General features: G+C 67.4%; 15 protein-coding genes. 12 read left to right on the plus strand and 3 right to left on the minus strand.

What is annotated here, in order from left to right; genetic code table 11:
- From ACO07J_RS03740 to ACO07J_RS03775, 8 genes are read left to right on the plus strand one after another with little or no spacing between them, the layout of a single operon-like run.
- Positions 1-933, plus strand: a complete 933-nt coding sequence (locus tag ACO07J_RS03740; protein ID WP_422026447.1) for an ABC transporter permease — start codon at positions 1-3, stop codon at positions 931-933.
- 12 nt (positions 934-945) lie between these two features.
- Positions 946-1,935 (plus strand): ABC transporter ATP-binding protein, encoded by a 990-nt coding sequence (locus tag ACO07J_RS03745; protein ID WP_422026449.1) that lies wholly within the window; start codon positions 946-948, stop codon positions 1,933-1,935.
- The gene (locus tag ACO07J_RS03750) at positions 1,935-3,026 is read left to right on the plus strand and encodes an ABC transporter ATP-binding protein (RefSeq protein ID WP_422026451.1); all 1,092 of its coding nucleotides are present in this window, start codon (positions 1,935-1,937) and stop codon (positions 3,024-3,026) included. Before ACO07J_RS03745 ends, ACO07J_RS03750 begins: the two co-directional genes overlap by 1 nt.
- Positions 3,026-3,649, plus strand: a complete 624-nt coding sequence (locus ACO07J_RS03755) for a flavin reductase family protein (RefSeq protein WP_422026453.1) — start codon at positions 3,026-3,028, stop codon at positions 3,647-3,649. Before ACO07J_RS03750 ends, ACO07J_RS03755 begins: the two co-directional genes overlap by 1 nt.
- A gap of 23 nt (positions 3,650-3,672) precedes the next feature.
- Positions 3,673-4,869 (plus strand): amidohydrolase family protein, encoded by a 1,197-nt coding sequence (locus tag ACO07J_RS03760; protein ID WP_422026455.1) that lies wholly within the window; start codon positions 3,673-3,675, stop codon positions 4,867-4,869.
- 29 nt (positions 4,870-4,898) lie between these two features.
- Entirely contained in the window at positions 4,899-6,356 is a 1,458-nt protein-coding gene (locus ACO07J_RS03765) for an amidohydrolase family protein (protein ID WP_422026457.1), read from the plus strand.
- Positions 6,353-7,840 (plus strand): amidohydrolase family protein, encoded by a 1,488-nt coding sequence (locus tag ACO07J_RS03770; RefSeq protein ID WP_422026459.1) that lies wholly within the window; start codon positions 6,353-6,355, stop codon positions 7,838-7,840. Before ACO07J_RS03765 ends, ACO07J_RS03770 begins: the two co-directional genes overlap by 4 nt.
- Positions 7,837-8,538: an aspartate/glutamate racemase family protein gene (locus ACO07J_RS03775; RefSeq protein WP_422026461.1), complete on the plus strand. Its 702-nt coding sequence runs from the start codon at positions 7,837-7,839 to the stop codon at positions 8,536-8,538. Before ACO07J_RS03770 ends, ACO07J_RS03775 begins: the two co-directional genes overlap by 4 nt.
- Here ACO07J_RS03775 and ACO07J_RS03780 read toward each other — a convergent pair.
- The 3 genes from ACO07J_RS03780 to ACO07J_RS03790 are packed head-to-tail and all read right to left on the minus strand — an operon-like array spanning position 8,519 to position 13,069.
- Positions 8,519-10,222 carry a hydantoinase B/oxoprolinase family protein gene (locus tag ACO07J_RS03780; protein ID WP_422026463.1) on the minus strand — a complete coding sequence of 568 codons (1,704 nt, stop codon included), beginning with the start codon at positions 10,220-10,222 and terminating at the stop codon, positions 8,519-8,521. The two genes, ACO07J_RS03775 and ACO07J_RS03780, sit on opposite strands and share 20 nt — an antisense overlap.
- Positions 10,219-12,282, minus strand: a complete 2,064-nt coding sequence (locus tag ACO07J_RS03785; protein ID WP_422026465.1) for a hydantoinase/oxoprolinase family protein — start codon at positions 12,280-12,282, stop codon at positions 10,219-10,221. Before ACO07J_RS03785 ends, ACO07J_RS03780 begins: the two co-directional genes overlap by 4 nt.
- 1 nt (position 12,283) lies before the next feature.
- A complete protein-coding gene (locus tag ACO07J_RS03790) occupies positions 12,284-13,069 on the minus strand; it encodes a helix-turn-helix transcriptional regulator (protein ID WP_422026467.1) in 786 nt (261 codons plus the stop codon).
- A 142-nt stretch (positions 13,070-13,211) separates the two neighbouring features.
- Here ACO07J_RS03790 and ACO07J_RS03795 point away from each other — a divergent pair, with 142 nt between their 5' ends.
- Genes ACO07J_RS03795 through ACO07J_RS03810 form a run of 4 tightly spaced genes read left to right on the plus strand, consistent with a single transcriptional unit; the run spans position 13,212 to position 17,173 of the window.
- Positions 13,212-14,336: a class II histone deacetylase gene (locus ACO07J_RS03795; protein ID WP_422026469.1), complete on the plus strand. Its 1,125-nt coding sequence runs from the start codon at positions 13,212-13,214 to the stop codon at positions 14,334-14,336.
- Positions 14,337-14,361: 25 nt separating this feature from the next.
- Positions 14,362-15,687, plus strand: coding sequence for an ABC transporter substrate-binding protein (locus ACO07J_RS03800; RefSeq protein WP_422026471.1), 1,326 nt, complete (start codon positions 14,362-14,364; stop codon positions 15,685-15,687).
- Entirely contained in the window at positions 15,672-16,460 is a 789-nt protein-coding gene (locus ACO07J_RS03805; protein ID WP_422026473.1) for an ABC transporter ATP-binding protein, read from the plus strand. The genes ACO07J_RS03800 and ACO07J_RS03805 overlap by 16 nt, the downstream gene beginning before the upstream one ends.
- Positions 16,457-17,173: an ABC transporter ATP-binding protein gene (locus ACO07J_RS03810; protein WP_422026475.1), complete on the plus strand. Its 717-nt coding sequence runs from the start codon at positions 16,457-16,459 to the stop codon at positions 17,171-17,173. Before ACO07J_RS03805 ends, ACO07J_RS03810 begins: the two co-directional genes overlap by 4 nt.

Below are 17,173 nucleotides of genomic sequence, written 5' to 3' on the forward strand. Positions count from 1 at the left end.
ATGGCAACCCTCATCGGAAAACACTCACGGCTCGCCGCCTTCTTCGGCAGCGACCTGTTCTACAACTTCCGCACCTCGCGGATCACCGTGATCGCCTTCGTCGTGACCATCGGCATGATCCTTGCCGCCGCGCTGGCACCCTGGATCGCGCCGCATAACCCGTTCGACGTCTCGACGCTCAGCCTGCTGGACAGCGAGCTGCCCCCGGCATGGGCCGAGGGGGGCGATCCGCGGTACCTTCTGGGCACCGACAACCAGGGGCGCGACGTATTCTCGGCCATCCTCTACGGCTCGCGCATCTCGCTGGCGGTGGGCTTCATCAGCGTCGCGCTGGCAATGGTGCTGGGTGTCGTCGTCGGCCTTGTCAGCGGGTATTTCGGCGGGATGGTCGATGCCTTCTTCATGCGCATCGCCGACGTGATGCTCAGCTTTCCGACGATCCTCGTGGCGCTGCTGGTCAGCGGGATCGCGCGGGGCATCCTGCCGCGCGAGCTGCATGACAGCGCCGCACTGGTGGTGCTGATCTTCGCCATCACCATCACCACCTGGGTGCAGTATGCCCGCACCGTGCGCGGCTCGACCCTGGTCGAGAAGAACCGCGAATACGTGCTGGCCGCCCAGCTTGTGGGCCGCCGCCCCTCGGCGATTATCTTCAGCCACATCCTGCCCAACGTGATGGGGCCGGTGCTGGTGATCGCGACGATCAACCTTGCCATGGCGATCCTGATCGAGGCGACGCTGTCGTTCCTCGGCGTCGGCATGCCGCCGACCAACCCGTCGCTGGGCACGCTGATTCGCATCGGCAACGAGTACCTGTTCTCGGGCGCCTGGTGGATCGTGATCTTCCCCTCGCTGACGCTTGTGGCGCTGGTGCTGGCGGTGAACCTGCTGGGCGACTGGCTGCGCGACGCGCTCAATCCGAAACTGCGCTGAGGAGACGGACAGATGCAAACCATGACCCAATCCGCCGACCCGCTGCTGCAGGTGCGCGACCTGTCGATCGCCTTCGACACCCGCCACGGGCCGCTGCGCGCCGTCGACAACATCACCTTCGACCTCGCACCGGGGGAAATCCTTGGCATGGTGGGGGAATCCGGCGCCGGCAAATCCCTGACCGGCACCGCGATTACCGGCCTGCTGGAACGGCCCGGCCATATCAGCGGTGGCGAGATCCACTTCGAGGGCCAGCGCATCGACACCCTGTCGAAGGATGCGATGCGCCCGCTGCGGGGGCGCAAGATCGGCGCGATCTTCCAGGATCCGCTGACCAGCCTGAACCCGCTCTTGACCGTGGGCAAGCAACTGGTCGAGACGATCCAGACGCATATGGCCATGTCGAAAGAGGCGGCCCGGAAGCGGGCCATCGACCTGCTGGCCGAGGTGGGCATCCCCGCGCCGGAACAGCGAGTCGACCACTATCCGCACCAGTTCTCGGGCGGGATGCGGCAGCGGGTGGTCATCGCGCTCGCGCTCTGTGCCGATCCGAAGCTGGTGATCGCCGACGAGCCCACCACGGCGCTAGACGTGTCGATCCAGGCGCAGATCCTCGCGCTGCTCAAGCGGATGTGCCGCGAGCACGGCGCGGCGGTGATCCTCGTCACGCATGACATGGGCGTCATCGCCGAAACCGCCGACCGGGTGGCGGTGATGTATTCCGGCCGGCTGGTCGAGATCGGGCCGGTGGAACAGGTCGTGAAAGACCCGCGTCACCCCTACACCAAGGGGCTGATGGGCTCGATCCCCGTCGTCGGTGGCGGGCTAAAGCGCCTGACCCAGATCGACGGTGCGATGCCCCGGCTGACCGACCTGCCGTCGGGCTGCGCCTTCCACCCCAGGTGCCCGAAAGCGACCGAGGCCTGTACCCGCGTGAAACCTTGCGCCGTGAAGGTCGATAACGGGCAGGTCGCCTGCCTTTTGTATGAAGGAGCCCAGTGATGCAGACCGTGACAAGCCAGGGCGAAACGCCGCTTCTGTCCATCACCGGAATGAAGAAGCATTTCGACCTCTCGCCGCCGCTCCTGAACCGGGTGATCGAGCGCAAGCCGGTGCAGCATCTGCGCGCCGTCGACGGGCTGGATATCGCCGTGCCGAAGGGCAAGACCTTCAGCCTCGTGGGGGAATCCGGCTGCGGCAAGTCGACGGTGGCCAAGCTGGTGGTCGGGCTTTACGGGCCGACCGAGGGCAAGGTCATCTTCGACGGGGCCGATCTGACCGATCTGGAAGCCTCGCAGCGGGCCGAGTATCGCCGGCGTATCCAGATGATCTTTCAGGATCCCTATGCCAGCCTCAACCCGCGCTGGCGGGTGCGCGACATCATCGCCGAGCCGCTGCGCTCGTTCGGGCTGGTGGGCTCGAAGCAGGAAGAGCGTGACGAGGTCGGCCGCCTGCTGGAACTGGTCGGGCTGAACGCCCGCGACGGCGAGAAGTTCCCGCATGAATTCTCGGGCGGGCAACGCCAGCGCATCTCGATCGCGCGGGCCATTTCCTCGCGCCCCGATTTTCTAGTCTGTGACGAGCCGACCTCGGCGCTCGACGTCTCGGTGCAGGCGCAGATCCTCAACCTGATGCGTGATTTGCAGGAGGAGCTGGGGCTGACCTACCTGTTCATCAGCCATGACCTGGCCGTGGTCGATTTCATGTCGGATTACGTGGGCGTGATGTACCTGGGCCGGCTGGTCGAGGTGGGCCCGGCGGAGCAGGTCTTCCACAACCCCACCCACCCCTACACCCGCCTGCTGATGGACACGATCCCCGACATGGAGATGACCCGGCGCGACCGGGCGCCGGTGGCGGGCGAGGTGCCGAACCCGATCAACCCGCCGCCGGGCTGCACCTTCCACCCCCGTTGTCCCCTGGCCAATGCCCGCTGCAAGGCCGAGCCGCCGCAATTGCGGGCCATGCCCGGTGATGCGCGGGTGTCGTGCCACGCCGCCGAGGAGGGGCGCATACCGCCGCTGGCCAAGGGGCCACAGGCGCAAAGTGACGCGCCGACGATGCAACTGCGCGCCAGCGCCGGGGGTGCCTGATGGAGGTCGATTTCACCAGGCTCGACCAGCGCGACCGCTATCGCCTGCTGTGCAGCTTCGTCGCCCCGCGCCCGATCGCCCTTGTCACCACGCTGGACGAGGACGGCACGTCGAACGCCGCGCCGATGAGCTTCTTCAACGTGTTCTCCCAAGACCCGCCTCTGGTCATCCTCGGCATCCAGGTGCGCCCCGACGGCGCGCCGAAGGACACGATCACCAACATCCGCCGCAGCCGGGAATTCGTGGTGAACATGTGCGACATGGCCATCGCCCAGCAGATGGTGGATTGCGGCATCAACTTTCCCCAGGGCGTGGACGAGCTGGAGGTGACGGGCCTGTCGCTTGCCCCCTCGCGGCAGGTCGAGCCCGGTTGGGTGAAGGAAGCGCCCTGCGCGATGGAATGCCGGGTGGCGCAGATCCTCGAATATCCGCGCCGGTCGATCGTGCTGGGCGAGGTCGTGCAGATGCATGTGCGCGACGAATGCCTCGACGAGAACGGGCGCTACGTGCGGCCCGACAAGTACCAGCCCATCGCCCGGCTGCATGCCGACAATTACATCGTCTCGAACGACCAGTTCGAGCTGTTGCCCACCGCGGCGCTGCAAACCGCGCGCATCGCGTGACTGACTGACAGGAAGGTAATGGAATGAGTGGAACGCTGTTGTTGCAGAACGTCCGCCCGTGGGGCGCGGAGGCCACCGATATCCTGATCCGCGACGGGCGGATCGCGAAGGTCGCGTCGGGGCAGTCGGCCGAGGGAAGTGCCGCCGAGGACGGGGCAGGGGCCATCCTTCTGCCCGGCCTCGTCGAGGCGCATACCCACCTCGACAAGTCCCTCTGGGGCATGGGCTGGCGCCCGCACCAGGCCGGCCCGCGGCTGATCGACAAGATCGACACCGAGCGGCGGCTGAAGACCGAATGGAACATCGACCCGCACCGCCAGTCGATGCGGCAGGCGCTTTTGTCGCTGTCGCACGGCTCGACCGCGATCCGCAGCCACGTGGATATCGACACCGAGATCGGTCTTGCCGGGTTCGAGGGGGTGGCGCAGACCCGCGAAGTGCTCAAGGGGCAGGTCGACATCGAGATCGTCGCCTTCCCGCAATCGGGCATGATGAGCCGCCCAGGCACGGCCGAGCTGATGGAAACCGCCCTGGCGAACGGTGCCGACGTGGTCGGCGGGCTCGACCCCTGCGGGATCGACCGCGACCCGAAAGGCCAGCTCAACGCCGTGTTCGCGATGGCCGAGAAACATGGCAAGCCGATCGACATTCACCTGCATGAGCCCGACGAGCTGGGCGCCTTCTCGATGGAGATGATCCTCGACCGAACCCGCGCCCACGGGATGCAGGGGCAGGTCACGATCAGCCACGCGTTCTGTCTTGGCATGGCCGATCGCGCCCGCGCCCATGGGTTGATGGACCAACTCGCCGAGGAGAAGGTCTTCATCGCCACCGTCGCCACACCCTCGCGCCCCGTCCCGCCGGCGGCGGAGCTGCGCGAGCGGGGGATCACCCTCTGCGCCGGCTCCGACGGCATCCGCGACACGTGGGGGCCCTATGGCAATGCCGACATGCTGGAACGTGCCATGCTGCTGGGATTACGCAACAATTTCCGCACCGATCCGGATGTCGAGCATGCGCTCTGGTGCTGCTCCCACGGCGGAGCCGAGGTGATGGGGCTTGAAGGCTACGGCCTGAACGAGGGCAGCGTTGCCGACCTCGTGCTGGTCGAGGCCGAGGCCGTGGCACACGCGGTCGTGGCGCACCCGCCGCGGCGGCTGGTGCTCAAGAACGGGGCGGTCGTGGCGCGCGACGGCCAGACCCTCACCGAGGCACCGTGATGCCGGGCCACCAGACAGGCACAACCCTGATGACCGCCCGCTGGGTCGTCGGGCACAAAAACGGGCGGCACGTGCTGTTCGAGAACGGCGAAGTGGCGTTCGAGGGCGGGCGGATCAGTTTTGTCGGGCATGATTTCCCCGGCGAGGTGGCCCGGCGGATCGACTGTGGCGACGCCGTGCTCGGCCCCGGCTTCATCGACCTCGATGCGCTGTCCGACCTCGATACGACCGTGCTTGGCTTCGACAACCAGCCGGCGTGGAAGAAGGGCCGCGTCTGGCCCGCAAGCTATTTGCGTGCCGGACCGCGGGAGATGTACACGCCCGAGGAACTGGCGTGGCAGAAGCGCTATGCCTTTGCCCGGCTCATCCGCAACGGGATCACCACCGCGCTGCCGATCGCGTCGCTCTTCTACCGCGAGTGGGGCGAGACGCCGGAGGAGTTTTCCGCCGCCGCGGACGCGGCAGAGGAACTCGGGCTGCGGGTCTATCTCGGCCCGGCCTATCGGACGGGGAATACTTTCGTCAACGATGGCGGGCGGATCGATTTCCACTTCGACGAGGCGCGTGGGCTTGAAGGGCTGAAGGCGGCTCAGGCGTTCTGCCAGGAACACGAGGGGCGGGCCGGGGGGCTGATCCGGACGATGCTGGCGCCCGACCGGATCGAGACCTGCACCGAGGAACTGCTGCGCCGGACAGCCGCCGCCGCCGACGATCTGGGCGTGCCGGTGCGGCTGCATTGCTGCCAATCGGTTTTCGAATATGAAAGCGTTCTGCGCCTCCGCGGGAAGAGCCCGCCGGAATGGCTGGCCAGCCTTGGCTTCCTGTCCGAGCGGAGCATCCTGCCGCACCTGACCGTGATTTCCGGGCGCAATGGCATCACCCATGAGGCGCCCGACCTTCAGATCCTCGCCGATGCCGGCGCCAGCCTTGCACATTGCCCGCTGGTGATGGCGCGGGGCGGGCTGGCGCTCGACGATTTCGCCACCTATCGCGACGCCGGCCTGACCATCGGCATGGGCACCGACACGCATCCGCCCGACATGATCCTGAACATGCAGGTCGGGCTGATGATGGGCCGGATGGCCGCCGGCCGCGCTCAGGTGCTGCGGTCGGAGGACATGTACGACGCCGCGACGCTGGGCGGGGCCAAGGCGCTGGGCCGGTCCGATCTTGGCCGGCTGGAGCCGGGGGCCCGCGCCGACATCACGGTGATCGGGCTCGACGACCCGGCGATGGGGCAGGTGATCGACCCGATCCAGACGCTGATGCTCAACGGCTCGGGCCGCGACGTGCGCACCGTGGTGATCGACGGGCGCGTGGTGATGCGCGACGGCGTGATCCCGGGGGTCGACGAGGCGGCGATGCAGGCCCGGGCACAGGCCCAGTTCGACGGGCTGGTCCAACAGTATCCCGACCGGACGCATGGCCATCCGCCGCTGTCCGATATCTTTTCCTCAAGTTACCCGCTCCGGAGGGCTGTGACATGACCGACCTGCTGATCCGCAACGTGACCGCCGTGACGGTGGATGCCGGGCGCCGGGTGATCGAGGACGCGGCGATTGCCGTGGACGGTGACCGGATCGTCCATGTCGGCCCCGTTGCCGACCTGCCGTCACAGCACGCCACGGCGGAGAAGGTGATCGACGGGCGCGGCATGGCCGCGATTCCAGGGCTGATCGACAGCCATTCCCATGCCGGGCACGGGCTGGTCCGGTCGCTCGGGGCGGGCAACACCGGCGCCTGGTTCGCCGCCTGCGAGGAGATCTATGCCCGCGGCTCGACCGTCGATTTCTGGCGCGCCGAGGCGGAGCTGGCGCAGCTCGAGCGGCTGATGGCGGGGGTGACGACGAACCTGACATTGCTGGGGGGCGGGGCAGATATCTATCGCACCGACGACCCGGCATTCGGCGATGCCCATTGCGCCGCGACCACCGCATCCGGACTGCGCACGGTGCTGGCCGTGGGGCCGGGGCGGCCTCCCTTTCCGAAGCCCTACAAGGTATACGAGGGGAACGAAGCCCGTGACGTTGCCCTGAGTTTCGAGCGCCAGATGGAGGTGTGCGAGGACCTGATCCGCCGCCATGACGGAGTGCTCGACAGGCGCACCGGGATCGCGCTGATCATGCCGGTCTACCACGCGCATCATATGGAGGAGGCGGGTGACGCGAAGGCGATCCGCGAGATGTCGGAGGCCGTGGCCGACCTACGCGCCCGCCACGGGGTGATCTACACGCAGGACGGCCACCGCGACGGCACCATCGCCCTGGCGCAGGAGCTGGGCACGCTGGGGCCCTTCGCCCTTCTGTCGCACAGCGTCGACCTGACCGACGCCGATTTCGCCGCGCTGCGGGAGACCGGCGCCAGCATCGTTCACAACCCGACCGCCATCATGTCGATCTATGGCCGCTGTCCGGCCCCGGAACTGATCGACGAAGGGATCCGCGTCGTGCTGGGCTCTGACGCCGGCGCGCCGGATCGCGGGTTCGACATGTTCCGGCACATGAAGCAGGCGATGCTTTACCACCGCCGCCACTTTGCCGACCCGGCCTGGATGCCGCCCGGCAAGGTGCTGGAAATGGCGACGATCGACGCGGCCGAGGCGCTGGGGCTGGGGGCCGAGCTGGGTTCGCTCGAGACGGGCAAGAAGGCGGATATCGTGCTGGTCGACATGCGCAAGCCGCATCTCTACCCGGCCAACATGCCGCTGACGCGGCTTACGCATTTCGCCACCGCCGCGGATGTCGACACGGTGGTCAGCGATGGCCGTCTGGTGATGGAAAACCGCCGCGTGCTGACGATGGACATGGGCGCCGTGCTCGACGCCGCGCAGGCGGAACTGACCCGCGCGCTGGAGCGGACGGGGCTGGCCGGCCTGATAGAAGAGCCCGCGGGGATGTGGGGGGCAAGCCGCTTCGACCCGTCCGAGGGCAACCCCTGGCAGCCCGGAGAGCGGGCAGGGAGCCGGTCATGAAGATCCATGTCGTGAACCCCAATTCGACCGCGTCGATGACACGGGAAATCGCCGCCGTGGCCCGCGCCGCCGCGTGCGACGGAACCACGATCGTCGCCAGCAACCCGGCGCACGGGCCGGCCAGCATCCAGGGCCACTACGACATCGCCGCCTGCCTGCCCGGCCTGCTGTCAGAGGCCGCGCGATACCCGGATATTGACGCGCTGATCGTGGCCTGTTTCGACGACACCGGCGTCGACGCGCTCAGGGCGATGCTCGACGTGCCGGTGATCGGCATCGGCGAGGCGGCCTACCACGCGGCCAGCCTGATCTCGGCCCGGTTTTCCGTGGTCACCACCTTGCCGCGCTCGGTGCCGGGGCTCGAGGCGAACCTGACGCGCTATGGGCTGATGGCCCGCTGTGCCTCCGTCCGCGCCAGCAACGTGCCCGTGCTGGATCTCGAGCATGGCCGGGCCGATGCCGAGCGGTTGATCACCGCGAAGGTGGAACGCGCGATCGAACGCGATATGGCCGACTGCATCGTCCTGGGCTGCGCGGGCATGTCCGACATGCGCGCCCGCCTGGGCGAAAGGTTCGGGGTTCCGGTCATCGACGGGATCAGCTGCGCGGTGGGATTCGTCGAAGCGCTGGTCCGGGCGGGGCTCAAGACCTCCAAGGCCGGCGCCTACGCCCCGCCTCTCATATCGGAAAGCGCCTGACGTCAGCCGCCGCCCCGCCGGTATAGCCCATCGCCCTGTCGAACGCGTCCGCGTCGCGGTTGCGCTCACCCGGGTCGCCCCATCCGCCGCCACCGCTTCCCGTCAGCTCGACCACGTCGCCGCGCCTCAGCCGAAGCCCCACGAACTTGCTGCCAAGCTCCCGTGTCTCGCCATCCTTCGGGAACAGCCGGGCCGAGGCCGGGCGCCCGGCCTCTCCCCCGTCATACCCCCAGGCGGCCGTTTCGGGCCGCGTCTGCTGCACATATCCCGACAGGGTGAGCGTATCGCACAACACCTCGTACCGCCGCATGAGCGCCAGCCCGCCCCGCCATTTTCCCGCCCCGCCCGACCCCGGAACCAGCCGGGTCTCCAGCACCCGCAGGGGGCTCATCGCCTCCATGACCTCGGCCGAAAGGATCGCGCAATGGCCGCCGTGATTGTCGATCGCGCTCAGCCCGTCGCCCCCGTCATGGCCGCCCATCCCGCCGCTGATGATGTCGCAGATCAGGAAGTAGGGCGCGGCATTGGCCCGGTCGCGCGGGCCGGGGCGGTCATCCACTCCACCGGCGGTGAATGTCGGAAACGAGATCTGGCAACCCGCCGCGGCATTGCCCGGCATCATCGGCGCCAGCGCCTTCAGCACCGCGTCGGCCACCGCCAGCTGGCTGAGATGCCGGACAGACACCGCCGCCGGCTCCTTCGGGTTCAGGAAACACCCCTCCGGGACGATGATGTTGAGCGGGCGGTTGCAGCCTTCATTCTGCATGAGATCGGGCGAAAAGATCACCTTGGCGGCGTAATAGGTCATCCCGATGGTCGAGGCGACGGGGCAGTTTATCCCGTGCGCCCGCTGCCCGGACGTGCCGGTGAAATCCACCGTCAGGCTCCGGTCGTCCTCGACACGCACCGAAACGACCAGCTTCATCGGCTCTTCCGTGGTCACATCGTCCTCGATCAGGATCGTTGCCGTGCTCTCGGTAACTTCGGCCTGAACCAGCGCGTTGCGCATATAGGTCTCGCCATATTCCAGCCCCGCACCCATCAGCGCCCGCAGCCTGTCCGCGCCGTAGCGCGCACACAGGTCGCGCATCCGCCGCTCTCCGGTCCGGCAACTGGCGATCTGCGCACGCAGGTCGCCGGCACAGGCCTCGGGGTCGCGCACGTTCTTGCGGATCAGCTCGAAAATCGTCTCGTTCGGTGCGCCGCGGTCGATCAGCTTCAGCGGCGGAAAGCGCAGCCCTTCCTCGTAGATCTCGACCGCGTCGGCGGCCTCGGTGCCCGGCACCTTGCCGCCAAGGTCGATATGATGCGCCACGGTGGCGGCGATGGCGATGATCTCGCCGTCATGGAAGACGGGGCTGAACAGCAGGATATCCAGCGTATGGGTGCAGCCGAAATAGGGATCGTTGCAGATGATGACGTCGCCCTCGTGCCACTCGGCAAGGGGGATCTTCTCGAACATCCGCTTCACCGCCGTCGGCATGATCCCCAGCTGCGCCGGGATCGTCTCGGCCTGGGCGATGGTGTTGCCCTCGGTGTCCAGCACCCCGCAGGCATAGTCGAGCATGTCCCAGATGATCGAGGAATAGGCCGATTTCTTCAGCGCCATCGACATTTCCTCGGCCACGCTGACCGCCTCGTACTGAAAGACATCCCGGCTGATGACGTCAATCTCGCTCCTCATGACGCGGCCTTCCTCTCGATCAGTATGGTGTTGCGCGCGGCGACGCGCGCCACGCTGCCGGGCGCGACGATGACGGTGGAATCGAGCTGCGTGATCACCGCCGGGCCCGCCACAGTGTCGCCCGGCCCGAGTGACGCGCGGTCGACGATCCGTGCCTCGACAAATCCCGCCTCGCTGTCGAAAAGGATCGGCCGCGTCCGCTCCGCCTCCTGCGTGTCGGGTCTGGCCGGCGCGGCGTCCTCCGTCGCGTCCGGCTTGTCGATCCGCCCCATCGCGTCGATCTGCAACGACACGAGCTCGACCGGGCTGTTGGGCGACGCATGCCCGTACATCCGTTCGTGCCGGGCGTGAAACTGCGCGGCGACGGCGTCCGGATCCCAGCTGTCCAGCATCTCGCCCGAAATCTCGACCTGAAGCTCGTGAAACTGCCCGACATAGCGCAAACCGGCGAAACAGCGGAAACTGCGGCGATCCCCCGGCATGCCGTCCTGGGCCAGCATCTCGTCTGCCTCGGCCTTCAGCCGGCCCGCGGCCGCAACGAAGGCTTCCGCCGCGGCCGGGTCGGTCAGCACGCCGTGGGCGGGGGCCTGCAGCGCGTGACGGATATCGCTCATCAGCAACCCCTCTGCCGCGAACACGCCGGGATGCGCCGGCACGATGATGCCCCGCATGTCCAGCGCCTGCGCAAGGAACCCCGAGAACAGAGGGCCCGCCCCGCCGAACCCCACCAGCCACAGCCGACGCGGATCCACCCCCCGGTCGACACAGAGCGTCCGGATGGCCTGCGCCATCCCGGCCGTGGCGATACGCACGATCCCCAGCGCCGCCTCTTCCACGCTCAGGCCCAGCGGATCGGCCAACGTTGTCCTGATCGCGTTATGGGCGGCAGCCGCGTCAAGCGTGATCCGCCCGCCGAGGTAATAGTCCGGATCGAGCAGCCCCATGACCACGGCGGCATCCGTCACCGTGGGGTCCGCCCCGCCCTCGGGATAGCAGGCCGGGCCCGGCACCGACCCGGCGGACTGCGGCCCGACACGAAGCGCGCCGCCCATGTCGATCCACCCGACCGATCCGCCCCCCGCCGAAATCGTCTCAACATCCAGCGTCGGCAGGCGCAGCGGCTGGCTGGCGATCAGCCGGTCCCCCACCATCCGCGCCTCGCCATCGACGATGACCGAGAAATCGGCAGAGGTTCCGCCCATGTCGAAGGTGATGGCGTCGGAAATGCCAAGCTCGGCGATCAGCGCACCCGCGGCGACCACGCCTCCGGCCGGGCCGGACAATAGCGTATGCGCGGGGTTGATGCGGGCCGAGGCCGGCGTCGCCACGCCGCCATCGCTGCGCATGATGCGCAACGGCGCGGTCAGGCGTTCCCCCTCCAGCGTGGCCTCGAGTTGGGTCAGGTAGCGGTCCACGATCGGCCCCACATAGGCCGCGATGGCCGTCGTGTTGGCGCGCGGCCACTCCTCGATCTGCGGGTTGACCTCGTGCGACAGGTAGATGGCCGTCTCCGGCAGACGCGCCCGCAGCGCCTTGGCCAGGCGCAGTTCGTGCTCCGGGTTGAGATGCGCGAAGGCCAGGCAGACGGCGACCGACTCGGGATCCGCCGCGGCCACTTCCTCGACCAGCGCATCGAGACCCGCCTGCGTCATGTCCGAGACGACGCTCCCGAAGGCGTCGATTCGCCCGTCGACCTCGAACACCCGGTTGCGGGGTATCACCGGGGCCACCTGCGGCGCGGTCAGGGAATAAAGCTTCGGCCGCAACTGGTTGCGCACCTCGAGCACATCACGGAAACCGGTGGTCGTGACCAGCGCGGCCTCCGCCCCCGCGCCCGTCAGCAGGGCATTGGTCGACACCGTGAACCCGTGCACGAATAGGTCGATATCGCCCGCCTCCAGCCCCGCCTGCGCAAGGATCTGCCGGATCCCCGCCGCGATGGGCGCCGCGGTGCCCCGCGCCCCCGACGGCACCTTGTCGACATAGTGGCGGCCCGTCAGCCCGTCGACCAGCACCATGTCGGTAAAGGTTCCGCCAACATCCGTCGCCAGATACCGCATGTCAGTCTCCTTTCATGCTCTCGACCAGCAACGAGAACAGCTCGTTCTGCGACGAGATCCGCAGCTTCTTGTAGATGTTGCGCCGGTGCACCTTGACCGTCTGGTCCGAGATCCCGAGGCAAAGGCCGGCCGCCCGGCTGGAATGGCCCTGCACGATCAGCGCGGCAATCTCCGCCTCGCGTCGCGACAAGGCATTGGCGCCATTGGCGAAAATGCTCTGGTAACGGTCGATCAGGTCGGGCGCGCTGTGCAGTTCCGGTATCCGCCGCGGCGGGTGCGTGATGACGCGCAGCCGGTTCAGGATGATCGGCGACAATTGCCGGAAATAGCGCAGTTCGTTCGCGCGAAACCGCCCGTGGTCGCGGGTCCGCCCGAGGGAAAGATGCAGCGCGGCATCCGCCCCCAGGCGAAGCGTGGCGCCCAGCTCGTCGATCAGGCCGGTCCGTGCATAGTAATGCGCGTGGTATTCGCTGGTCTCGAAACGGTCCGGGGCAATCTCGCGAAGCTGGTACGCGGTGAATTCGGCCGGACCGAACGCCATGATCCAGAACGGGTCGAGCATGTATCCGATACGTGCATACTCGGCCTCGAACAGCCGGCTCAGCGCGGTGTCCGGGATATAGGCCTGAAGCGTGACCGGCGGCCCTTCCCGCAGGAATCGGATGATCGTGACGGTCTGCGAATTGAAGGTTTTCCCGAGGTATTCCTCCAGCGGCCGCTTCAGCGACTCGAGCGTTTCGAGCCTCACCAGATCGTTCAGGAACTCGTATTCCCCGGTCTTGTCCAATGCGCCATTTCCCCCTCGATACCGGATTGCGGCCCCTGCCAGCCTACCACCGTATGCCCGAAAATCCCTCAAACAATACCAACGTGGTGGTATTTGAATCCCCCTTTCATCCGGGGACACTCGAGCCAGCAAGGAGGGTCAAATGCAGTTTCATTCCGATACGAAATGTGCGCGACGCACCGGGTGGGTCACGTCCGAATTGTACTACTGGCATGACACCCAGAACTGGTGCGGCTTTCTCGAGCCGGGTCTGACCCTTCAACCGGGGGTGCATGTCGAGAACCCCGAGACCAAGCGCCGGATGCACGGCCTGGTCGAGGCGCTCGACCTCGCGCCGCGCCTGCATGCCCTTCGCCCGCAACCGGCCTCCGACGAGGTGATCCGCCTCGTCCACCCGCAAAGCCACATTGACCATATCGCCTCGGTCTGCTCCGGCGGCGGCGGCGACATGGGAGAGCTCACGCCCGGCGGCCGCGCCACGCTCGATATCGCGCGGCTCGCGGTGGGCGGCGTCGTGGCCGCGGTCGACAAGGTGATGACCGGCGAATGGGACAACGGTTACGTCCTGTGCCGTCCGCCCGGACACCACGCCGAGCCTGAAAAGGCGATGGGGTTCTGCATCTTCGCCAACGCCGCCATCGGCGTGAAGCACGCCCAGAAGGCGCACGGCGTCGAGCGGGTCGCCACCATCGACTGGGATGTCCATCACGGCAACGGCACCGAGAAAATCTTCTACGACGACCCCTCGGTCCTCACCATCTCCCTGCACCAGGATAATCTCTATCCGCCCAATTCCGGCGCCCTGGCCGCCACGGGCGAGGGCGCGGGCAAGGGCGCCAACCTCAACATCCCCCTGCCGCCCGGCTCGGGCAGCGGCGCCTACCGCCATGCCTTCGAAAAGCTGGTCCTGCCGGCGCTCGAGGCCTTCAAGCCCGAACTTATCGTCATTCCCAGCGGGTTCGACTCCTGCGCGCTCGACCCGCTCGGGATGCAGATGCTGGAATCGCGCGACTACGCCTGGATGACCGAGCGCCTGATGGAGGTGGCCGACCGCCACGCCAAGGGCCGGATCATCGTCACCCACGAGGGCGGCTATTCCGCCGTCTACGTCCCCTATTGCGGGGTGGCCGTGCTGGAGGCACTGTCGGAAACGAATGTGCGGTTCGAGGATCCTTTCGCCGACTTCATCGCCCAGTATGGCGGCCAATCCCTCACCCCGGATCAAGAGAAGCTCGTGAAGACCGTCAACGACGCGTTCTTCCAATAAAAACCAACAGAGAGGAATGACATAAATGACAAAGCCCAAGATACCCCCGATCAACCCGTCCCGCCGTACCTTCCTGCGCGGGGCCGGCGCCGTGGCCGGCTCGACCGCCATGCTGGCCGGGCTCAACAGTGCCGCCCAGGCCCAGGAGGGCGAGCCGATCGTGATCGGCTGCCCGGCCCCCCTGACCGGCATCGTCGCCGCCGACGGGATCGAGTTCCGCCGCGGGATCGAGATGGCCGCCGACGAGATCAACGAAATGGGCGGTATCCTCGGCCGACCCGTCCAGCCCGTCTTCGTCGACACCGAAAGCAAGGGCGACGACGTGGTCATCCAGGCCTGCCAGCGCCTGCTCGACCGCGACAATGCCAGCGCGCTGATCGCCGGCTACAACCTCGAGACCGGCACGGCGCTGCACGACGTCGCCGCCGATGGCGGCGTCGTCGCGATGCATACCAACACAGTTGCCGTCCATGACGAGCTGATCAAATCCGACCCCGAGCGCTATTGGGGCGTGTTCCAGTACGACCCGCCCGAAACGGTCTATGGCACCGGCCTGCTGAAATTCCTCGCCGATATCGAGGCGGCCGGCACCTTCAAGCGCCCGAACAAGAAACTGGCCATCGTCACCGGGCCCGGTACCTACTCGGTCAACATCGCCAACGCCCTGAACGACCACGCGGCGGAATTCGGCTACGAGGTCTCGCTCTACGAGACGGTCAAGGTTCCGGTCACCGATTGGGGCCCGACACTGGCCAAGCTGCGGGCCGATCCGCCGGCGGTGATCGCGGTCACGCATTTCTACACCTCCGACCAGGCGCAGTTCATGAACCAGTTCATGACCGACCCCACCGACAGCCTGATCTACATGCAGTACGGTGCGTCGCTGGCCGCGTTCCGCGACATCGCGGGCGACAACTCGGTGGGCGTCACCTACGCCACCGTCATCGGCGCGCTGCAGGACGAGATCGGCATGGCCTTCGCCGACGCCTACAAGGCGCGCTTCGGCGAGAACGCCTCGCCCAACGGCGGCGGCCAGACCTATACCGGCCTGCACGCCTATGCCGTCGCGGCCGCGCTGGCCGGCGGTGTCGGCGGCCCCTACGAGGAAGAGCAGAACCGGCGTGTGGCCGACCGGCTGCGGTCGCTGATCTTCCGCGGGCCCATGGGCACCCTGCGCCTGCATCCCGACACGCAATCCGCCTGGTCCTACCCGTCCGAAGTCAACGACCCGTCGCTGGGCATGCCGCATGTCGTCAGCCAGATCCAGGACAAGGCGAAGGATGGCGTGCTGATCGCACCCTGGCCCTACGAGCAGGGCGCCTTCCAGATGCCGCCGTGGATGCAGGGCTGACCTGCATGTCCGACCGGCAGGCAAATGCACTGGAGTGCCGGGGCGTCACCAAACGCTTCGGCGCCCTGGTGGCGGTCGACCGTGTGGATTTTACCGTCGGTGTCGGCGAAGTCGTCGGCATCGGCGGGCCGAACGGGGCCGGCAAGACGACGTTCTTCGACCTCATCAGCGGCCTGACCCCGATGTCCGAGGGCACCATCCGCTACATGGGCCAGGACATCGCCGGCACCGCCCCGCACGACCTTTGCCGCAAGGGCCTGTCGCGCACGTTCCAGCTCAATCCGGGCTTCGATGACCTGACAGTCTACGAAAACGTCCTTGCCGCACAGGTCTTCGGCCGCCGCAGCGCCGGCGGCCTCCTGCTGACCCGCCGCGCCGACCGCGAGGCGGCGCGCGCGGTGCTGGCCGATATCGGGCTGGCGGATATCGCCGATGACCGCGTGGCCGGCATCCCCGTCCTCGCCCGCAAGAAGCTGATGGTCGCCACGGCGATGGTCAACGAACCGGATATCCTTCTGCTCGACGAACCCGTCGGCGGCCTTACCCCGCCCGAGATCGAGGAGTTCATCGCCCTGATGCTGCAGCTCAAGGACCAGGGCCTGACACTGATCTTCATCGAGCACGTGATGCATTTCCTGATGGCCGTCGCCGGGCGCGCCATGATCATGCACCAGGGCCGGATCATCTATGACGGCACGCCGCAGGGGCTGAGCTCCGATCCGACGGTGACCGAGGTCTATCTCGGCTCGGCCGGGCTCGAGGTGCCGGCATGAGCGCGCTTCTGACCGCCACCGACATCGTGGCAGGCTACCTGAACCGCCCCGTCCTGCACGGCGTCTCGGCCCAGGTGGCCGAGGGCGAGGTGCTGGCCGTGATCGGCCCAAACGGCCACGGCAAGACGACCTTCCTGCATACCCTCTCGGGCTTCCTGCCCTGCCGCAGCGGCACGTTCGAGTTCGCCGGCCACCGGATGGAAAACGCCAGCGTCCACGCCCGGGTCGAGGCCGGCCTCATCCACGTGCCGCAGGGCGACCAGCTCTTCGCCGACATGACGGTCGAGGAGAACCTGCTGATGGGGGCCTACCTCGTCAACGACGGCGCCATTGTCGCCGAACGGTTCGAGAAGGTGTTCACGCTGTTCCCCAAGCTGAAGGACCGCCGCAACCAGTATGCCAGCTCGCTCTCGGGCGGCGAACGCCGCATGGTCGGCATCGGGCGCGGGCTGATGGCCGACGCAAAGCTCATCATGCTCGACGAGCCCTCGCTGGGCCTCGCGCCGCTGCTGATCGAACAGATCTACGAGGCGCTCGGCGCCCTGCGCGCCGAAGGCCGCTCCTTCCTGGTGGTCGAGGAAAACCCGAGCCGCCTGATGGGGTTCGCCGACCGGATGTGCCTGATGGATGCCGGCCGCATGGCCTGGTCCGGCACGACCGACGAGGCCCGCCGCTCCGGCGACATCCTGAAAACCTATCTCGGAGGGCATTGA

The organism is Roseovarius sp., from assembly GCF_965228755.1.
Classification (GTDB): domain Bacteria; phylum Pseudomonadota; class Alphaproteobacteria; order Rhodobacterales; family Rhodobacteraceae; genus Roseovarius.